At 69.0% G+C, this 6,725-nt stretch carries 7 protein-coding genes; 3 read left to right on the top strand and 4 right to left on the bottom strand.

What is annotated here, in order from left to right; all coding sequences use genetic code 11:
* The 4 genes from BM199_RS26840 to BM199_RS26825 form a co-directional block, all read right to left on the bottom strand.
* Positions 1-472 (bottom strand): transposase (locus BM199_RS26840; protein WP_483860449.1); only part of this gene is annotated, 472 nt, incomplete at its 3' end.
* A gap of 125 nt (positions 473-597) precedes the next feature.
* The gene (locus BM199_RS26835; RefSeq protein WP_091677092.1) at positions 598-2,655 is read right to left on the bottom strand and encodes a M3 family metallopeptidase; all 2,058 of its coding nucleotides are present in this window, start codon (positions 2,653-2,655) and stop codon (positions 598-600) included.
* Entirely contained in the window at positions 2,652-3,368 is a 717-nt protein-coding gene (locus BM199_RS26830; protein WP_091677139.1) for a histidine phosphatase family protein, read from the bottom strand. Before BM199_RS26830 ends, BM199_RS26835 begins: the two co-directional genes overlap by 4 nt.
* A gap of 47 nt (positions 3,369-3,415) precedes the next feature.
* Entirely contained in the window at positions 3,416-4,252 is an 837-nt protein-coding gene (locus BM199_RS26825) for an undecaprenyl-diphosphate phosphatase (protein ID WP_091677089.1), read from the bottom strand.
* Positions 4,253-4,417: 165 nt separating this feature from the next.
* On the opposite strand from BM199_RS26825, the gene BM199_RS26820 reads away from it, so the two are divergent.
* The 3 genes from BM199_RS26820 to BM199_RS26810 all read left to right on the top strand — a co-directional run bounded on the left by BM199_RS26820 (position 4,418) and on the right by BM199_RS26810 (position 6,723).
* Positions 4,418-5,383 carry an aldo/keto reductase gene (locus BM199_RS26820; RefSeq protein WP_177242806.1) on the top strand — a complete coding sequence of 322 codons (966 nt, stop codon included), beginning with the start codon at positions 4,418-4,420 and terminating at the stop codon, positions 5,381-5,383.
* A 93-nt stretch (positions 5,384-5,476) separates the two neighbouring features.
* On the top strand, positions 5,477-6,493 hold the full coding sequence (locus BM199_RS26815) for a YncE family protein (protein WP_091677134.1): 1,017 nt from the start codon (positions 5,477-5,479) through the stop codon (positions 6,491-6,493).
* The gene (locus BM199_RS26810) at positions 6,490-6,723 is read left to right on the top strand and encodes a DUF5703 family protein (RefSeq protein ID WP_091677086.1); all 234 of its coding nucleotides are present in this window, start codon (positions 6,490-6,492) and stop codon (positions 6,721-6,723) included. The genes BM199_RS26815 and BM199_RS26810 overlap by 4 nt, the downstream gene beginning before the upstream one ends.
* Positions 6,724-6,725 lie beyond the last annotated feature (2 nt).

The following is a 6,725-nucleotide window of genomic DNA, read 5'->3' as shown; positions in this document are numbered from 1 at the left end:
GGGGGAATCCGTCGGCGGTGGCGAGGAACTGGATGTTGCCGCCGAAGGCGCGGTGTTTACCGGAGTACCAGCGGTGTACTGGTTGTCCGGCGGTGCGGCCTTTGGTTTTGATCACGGTCCCGGCGACGCGGGTGGTGCGGATCAGGGTGCCGTCCAGGATGAGGTGGGTGTCTCCGGCGGCCAGCCGTTCGGTGAGTACCTCGGGCAGGTCGTGGGTCTGGGCGGCGAGCACGGTGATGCCTTCGTGCAGGTAGCGGTAAGCGGTGGCGACACCGATCCCGGAATCGGTAGCCAGCCGCGCTACCGGGGTGGCGTCACGGAACCAGCGCAGGACCAGCACCGCCTGGGCGAAGGGCCCCAGCGCACGGCGCCCCCGCCGGGTCCCCACCGCCCGGCGATGCTCGGTCAGCAACTGCGCCACAAACTGCCCGATCGGGCGCGCGACATCCAGCGTGGCACGATACGTAATCACGGAGAGCCTCTGGTTCCTCAGACTTGGTCTTCAGCAAACCCAGTCACTACCAGAGGCTCTCCGCCTACCACACACCCCAAGATCAACCCACTGAGAAAACCTCAATGTGGCATTCGGGAACTCCCCTAGCCGATGAAGTTGTGGCGGCGCAGGAGCGGCTCGAGCTCCGGGTCCCTGCCGCGGAATTCGCGGAAGGCCCGCATGGAGTCGATGCTGCCGCCGCGCGCCAGGAGCTTCGACCGGAAGTGGTCCCCGTTGGCCCTGGTCAGGCCACCGTTCTCGCGGAACCACTCCACCGAGTCGGCGTCGAGCACCTCGCTCCAGATGTAGGAGTAGTAGCCGGCGCTGTACCCACCGCTGAAGATGTGCGCGAAGTAAGTGCTGCGGTATCGCGGCGGAACGGCGAGCAAGGCCACGCCTTCCTTCTCCAGCGCCTCGGCCTCGAACCGGGCCACGTCGCCCGCCTCGATCCGCTCCCCAGGCGCCAGCGCGTGCCAGGCCTGGTCCAGCAACGACGCGCCGAGGTACTCGGTGGTGCGGAATCCCTCACCGTGGTGCTGTGACTCCACGAACCGGTCCACCAGCTCCTGCGGTAGCGGCTCTCCCGTGCGGTGGTGCTTCGCGTAGTTCGCCAGCACCTCCGGCCACAGCGCCCACATCTCGTTGACCTGTGAGGGAAACTCCACGAAGTCGCGTGGGACGTTCGCCCCGGAGAACTTCGGGTAGTGCACATCGGACAGCAGACCGTGCAGTGCGTGGCCGAATTCGTGGAACGCGGTGATGACCTCGTCGAAGGTGAGCAGCGTCGGCTCGCCCTCCGGTGGCCGGACGATGTTGAGGTTGTTCACCACCACCGGGCGTTCGCCCAGCAGGCGGGACTGCTCGACGAAGTTGTTCATCCACGCACCGCCGCGTTTGGTGTCGCGGGTGTAGTAGTCGCCGAGGAACAGGCCCAGTCCGCTGCCGTCGGCGTCGTGAACCTCGAACACCCTGACCTCGGGGTGGTAGACCGGGAGGTCGTGGCGTTCGGTGAAGGTCAGCCCGTAGAGGCGGCCCGCGGCGTGGAAGACGCCGTCGATCAGGACCCGTTCCAGTTCGAAGTACGGCCGCAGGGCGGCGGTGTCGATGTCGAACCGTTCCTTGCGGACCTGCTCCGCGTAGTAGGCCCAGTCCCAGGGCGCGAGCTGGCCGCTGTGCGCCGGGTCCGCGGCGGCGACCTGCTGCAGCTCCTCCCGCTCGGCCTGTGCGTTGCGGGCGGCGACCGGCGCGAGCTGCCGCAGCAGGGCGAGGGCGGCGTCCGCGGTACCAGCGGTCTGGTCGGCGATCATGTATGCCGCGTGGTCGGGGAAACCGAGCAGGCGTGCGCGTTCCGCCCGCAACTCGGTGATCCGGGCCAGCGTCGTCGAGTTGTCGTGTTCGTTGCCGCGCGCGCCCCGGCTGACCGACGCGGCGTGGATCCGCTCGCGCAGTCCCCGGTCGCGCAGCGCGGCCAGCACGGGCTGGGCCGTCGGGAGGCCGAGCTTGAGCAGGTAGGCGCCGTCGTTGCCGCGGGCGGTGGCTGCCTCGGCAGCCGCGGCGATCGTGTCCTCGGACAGCCCGGCCAGCTCGGCGGCGTCGGAAACAAGCACGGCCAGGTCGTTGGTGTCGGAGAGCAGGTTGTTCTGGAACCGGGTGCTCAGTGAGGACAGTTCCTCGTTGAGCGCGCGCAGACGTTCCTGGTCCGGCTCGGGAAGTCCGGCGCCTGCCCGCTGGAACTCCAGGCGGTAGCGCTCCAGCAGCCACGCCGTCTCCGGATCGAGGTCGAGTGCGTCGCGGCGCGAGTACAGGTCGTCGATCCTGGCGAACAAGCGCGGGTCGAGGTGGATGGCGTCGGCGTGCGCGGCCAGCCGGGGCGCGATGTCGGCCTGGATCTCCTGGATCCGTGGGGTCGAGTCCGAACCCGCGAGGTTGAAGAACACCGCGGACACGCGCCCGAGCAGCCGACCGGACCGTTCCAGCGCGACGAGCGTGTTCTCCACCGTCGGAGGCTGGGGATCGGTGGCGATCCGGTCGATCTCGGCGGCGTGCTCGGTGATGCCCGCCTCGAAGGCGGGCAGGAAGTGCTCTTCGGTGATGCGGTCGAACGGTGGCAGCCCGTAGGGCAGCTCGCTCGGCACGTCGAAGGGATTGGCCCCAGTGCTCACTCGCGGTCCTTTCGTCCTGTCGATCCCCCGACCGCGGCGTCGGACGACGCCGGGTCTCCCTCCTTGCCGCTCTCGGGCTCCGGCGGCACGATGCCGCCGAGGTCGGCCCCGTGGTCGTTCATCCTGAGCACGAACGGACGCAGTTCGGTGTAGCGGATCACCGAGACCGAGCCGGGCTCGACGACGATGCGCTGGAAGGAGTCCAGGTGCTGACCGAGGGCGTCGGCGAGCACGGACTTGATCATGTCGCCATGGGTGCACGCGATCCATACCGCGTGCGCGCCGTGCTCCGCGGTGATCCGTTCGTCCTGCCGCCGGACGGCGCCGACCGCGCGGCTCTGCATGGCCGCCAGTCCCTCGCCGCCCGGAAACACCGCGGCGGAAGGGTGTGCCTGCACCACCCGCCAGAGCGGCTCGCTCGCCAGGTCCTTGAGTTCGCGGCCGGTCCAGTCGCCGTAGTCCACCTCGGACAGTTCCGGGTCGGTTTCCGGTGTCAGGCCACGGGCCTCGGCCAGCGGTGCGAGGGTCTGCGCGCAGCGTTGCAGCGGGGACGCGACCAGCGCGGCCAACGGGATTCCGGCGAGTCGCTGGACGAGTGCCTCGGCCTGTGCTCGCCCGGTGCTGTCGAGATCGACCCCGGGCGAACGCCCGGCGAGCACACCAGAACCGTTCGCGGTGGAGCGGCCGTGCCGCAGGAGGATGACGGTACCCACGGCCGCCACACTACGTGCCGGTCGACCTCCAGACACCCGGTTGGCCGCTAAACGACCGGGCCGGCCTCCGGGTCGAGGACCCCGCTGAAGACCAGGACGAACAACAGGATGCCCAGCGCGATCCGGTACAACACGAACGGGACGAACGTGCGCTTCTTGATGAAGGCCATCAGCCAGGCGATCACGACGTAGCCGACGCCGAAGGCGACGATCGTGGCCAGAATCGTCGGCCCGACCGCGGGTCCCTGCCCTTCCCCGATGTCGGTGAGCTTGTAGAAGCCCGAACCCAGCACCGCGGGGATGGCCAGCAGGAAGGAGTACTCGGCCGCGTCGGCACGATTGTATCCGAGCAACAGACCACCGGTGATCGTGCCGCCGGAGCGGGACACCCCGGGAATCAGGGCGAGTGCCTGCGCGAAGCCGTATCCGAGACCGTGCGGGACGGTCAGGTGGTCGAGGTCGCGGTCCTTGCGCCCGATCCGGTCGGCGATCCAGAGCAGGATGCCGAACACGATGAGCGTGGTGGCGATCAGCCGCAGGTCGCGGAACGCGTGCTCGATCTTCTCCTGGAACAGCAGCCCGAGGACGACGATGGGCAGCGAACCGACGATGATCAGCCAGCCCATCCGCGCATCGGGATGGCTGCGGTACTCCGGCTTGTAGAGGGAGAAGAACCAGGCGGACAGGATGTTGACGATCTTCTTGCCGAAGTAGAGGACCACGGCGGCCTCGGTGCCGAGTTGTGTGACCGCGGTGAACGCCGCGCCGGGGTCGTCCCAGCCCGCGAAGGCGGCGGTGATGCGCAGGTGAGCACTGGACGAGATCGGCAGGAATTCGGTCAGCCCCTGGACAAGGCCGAGCACGATCGCTTCGAACCAGCTCACGTCAGCACTCCCCCGGGACGGATGGCGCGCCGGAGCGTGCCGAGGGCGTCACACTTGTCGAAATCGAGAACCATTCGCACGGGCGCCGACACTATCGGGCGAGTGATCACGGCTTAACGCGCCTTGGTCAAGTACGTGATCCGACGAAGGTTAAGGTAGAGGGCCATGGAAGCTCGGCAGCTCGGCGCCTCTGGCCTGAGGGTCTCCAGGATGGCTCTCGGCACCATGTCCTGGGGTACCGAAACCGACGCCGAGGAGGCCGCGAGTCAGCTCGTCGCGTTCGTCGACGCGGGCGGCACGCTGGTGGACACCGCCGACATCTACAGCAGTGGCGAGAGCGAGCGGATTCTCGGTTCCCTGCTGTCCGACCTGGTGCCCCGTGAGGACATCGTGCTCGCCACGAAGGCCGTCGCGCGGCGGACCGAGGGGCCGTTCGGTGGTGGCGCGTCCAGGGGTGCCCTGCTCTGCGCGCTCGACAGCTCGCTGCGCAGGCTCGGAGTGGACCATCTCGATCTGTGGCAGCTGCACGCCTGGGACAGCCATGTGCCGCTGGAGGAGACGCTGTCGGCGCTGGACCTCGCGATCAGCAGCGGCAAGGTCCGCTACGCCGGGGTGTCGAACTACTCGGGCTGGCAACTCGCGACGGCGGCGACGCTCTCACGAGACACGTGCATCGTGTCGACCCAGATGGAGTACTCGCTGCTGGAACGCGGGATCGAACGTGAGGTGGTGCCCGCGGCCGCGCATCACGGTATCGGCGTGCTGCCCTGGGCACCGCTGGGCCGGGGCGTGCTCACCGGGAAGTATCGTTCCGGCACCCCGGCCGACTCGCGGGGCGCATCGACGACGTACGCGGGGTACGTCGAGCAGCACCGGACGGACAGGGCGGGGCGGATCGTCGAGGCTGTCGCGACGGCGGCGGACGGACTCGGCACCTCGCCACTGGTCGTGGCGCTGGCCTGGGTGCGGGACCGTCCCGGGGTCGTCGCGCCCGTGGTCGGTGCGCGGGACACGGGGCAGCTGACCGGGTCATTGGCCACGGAGGAACTGTCTCTCCCGCCTGCGATCAAGGCGGCCCTGGACGACGTGTCCGCGATCGACTTCGGTTACCCGGAGCGGTGGCCCCGGTAACGGTGTCGGTCATCGAGATGACGCTCACGTGACGAGACAGGGCTGGTGGGGGATGCTGGAGAGAACGTCGGCCACGAACCGGAAGGTCACTCGGTGAAGCACATCGCCTCCGTCCCACTGGTCGCGATCGGCCTTGCCTGCGCGCTGGTGCTCAGCGGGTGTTCGGAGGTCAAGGAAGGCGGCGGCGACGCGTTGCAGGTGGTGGCCGACCCGGTGGCCGCGACTGCTGCGGTCTCGCCCGCCACGACCGCCGAGCCCGAGGGAACGGTGCTGCCTGCCGAGAAGGTCACCGCGCTGGCGGTCGACTCGGGAAGCCGGACGCTGGCGGTGGCGGTGCAACAGCCGCCGTCGGTCCTGCTCCACGATCTGGATGCCCCCGGCGCGAAACCCCGCACCGTGTCCTTGCCCGGCCAGGCCGCGAGCCTCGCCGTGCAAGAAGGCCAGTTCGTTGCGAGTGTGCCGGGCGCGGGCAGCGTGGTGTGGTTCGAGCCGTCCGGTACCACGGTCAGGACGGCCGAAGTGGCCGGCGCACCGGTGGCGTCTGCAAGCCACGACGGTCGTTCCCTGGTGGCGGTGCGGGACCGCAAGGCGATCGAGGTCCTTGACGGCGAGACGGTGACGAAGACGATCTCCGGGGAGTTGTACAGCGCGGACCAGGTTGTCACCGCCGGCGGACACACGGTGGTGCTGGACCGGCTACGGACGGCGTTGTTCGAGGTGGACGTCGAGGCGGGCACCGTGGACGTGGGACTGCGGGCGGGTCAGGGCGCGACGAACGCGGTGGCCGATCCGTTCGGCCGGGTGCTGGTCACCGACACGAGGGCGGGATCGCTGCTCGCGTTCTCGACCGAACCGCTTTTGCTGCGGCAGCGGTATCCGGTGCCGGGGGGCGTGTACGCGATCGCCAGCGACGCGAAACGGAAGCTGGCCTGGGTCACCCTGACCGGGCGGAACGAGGTCGTCGGTTTCGACCTGCGCGGCGGTGAGCCAGAGGAGAAGTACCGGTTCCCCACAGTTCGGCAGCCGAACTCGGTGGCCGTGGACGACCGCACCGGGCAGGTGGTGGTCGGCTCGGCGGCTGGAGAAGGGATTCAGGTGATCGCGCCATGAGCGGAGAGGACAGCGAGGAGAGTTCTTTCACGGAGAAATGGGAGTACCGGCGGCTTCAGCTGCCACCGGGTGTCTCCCGTCTCTCCGCAGCGGTCCAACTCTCCATTCAGGCGGAGTTCTCCGGGTGGGAACTGTCGAACGTGCGCCTGTATGCGGACGGCACGAGACGGGTGTGGCTGCGCAGGCGCCGAACCCTCGCTGCCGCCGGCCTGCCGGGCCCGATCATCTGAGT

This window comes from Amycolatopsis marina, from assembly GCF_900111885.1.
Lineage (GTDB): Bacteria > Actinomycetota > Actinomycetes > Mycobacteriales > Pseudonocardiaceae > Amycolatopsis > Amycolatopsis marina.
Note: the sequence above shows the minus strand (reverse complement) of the source record. Positions and strands in the feature narration are given on the sequence as shown.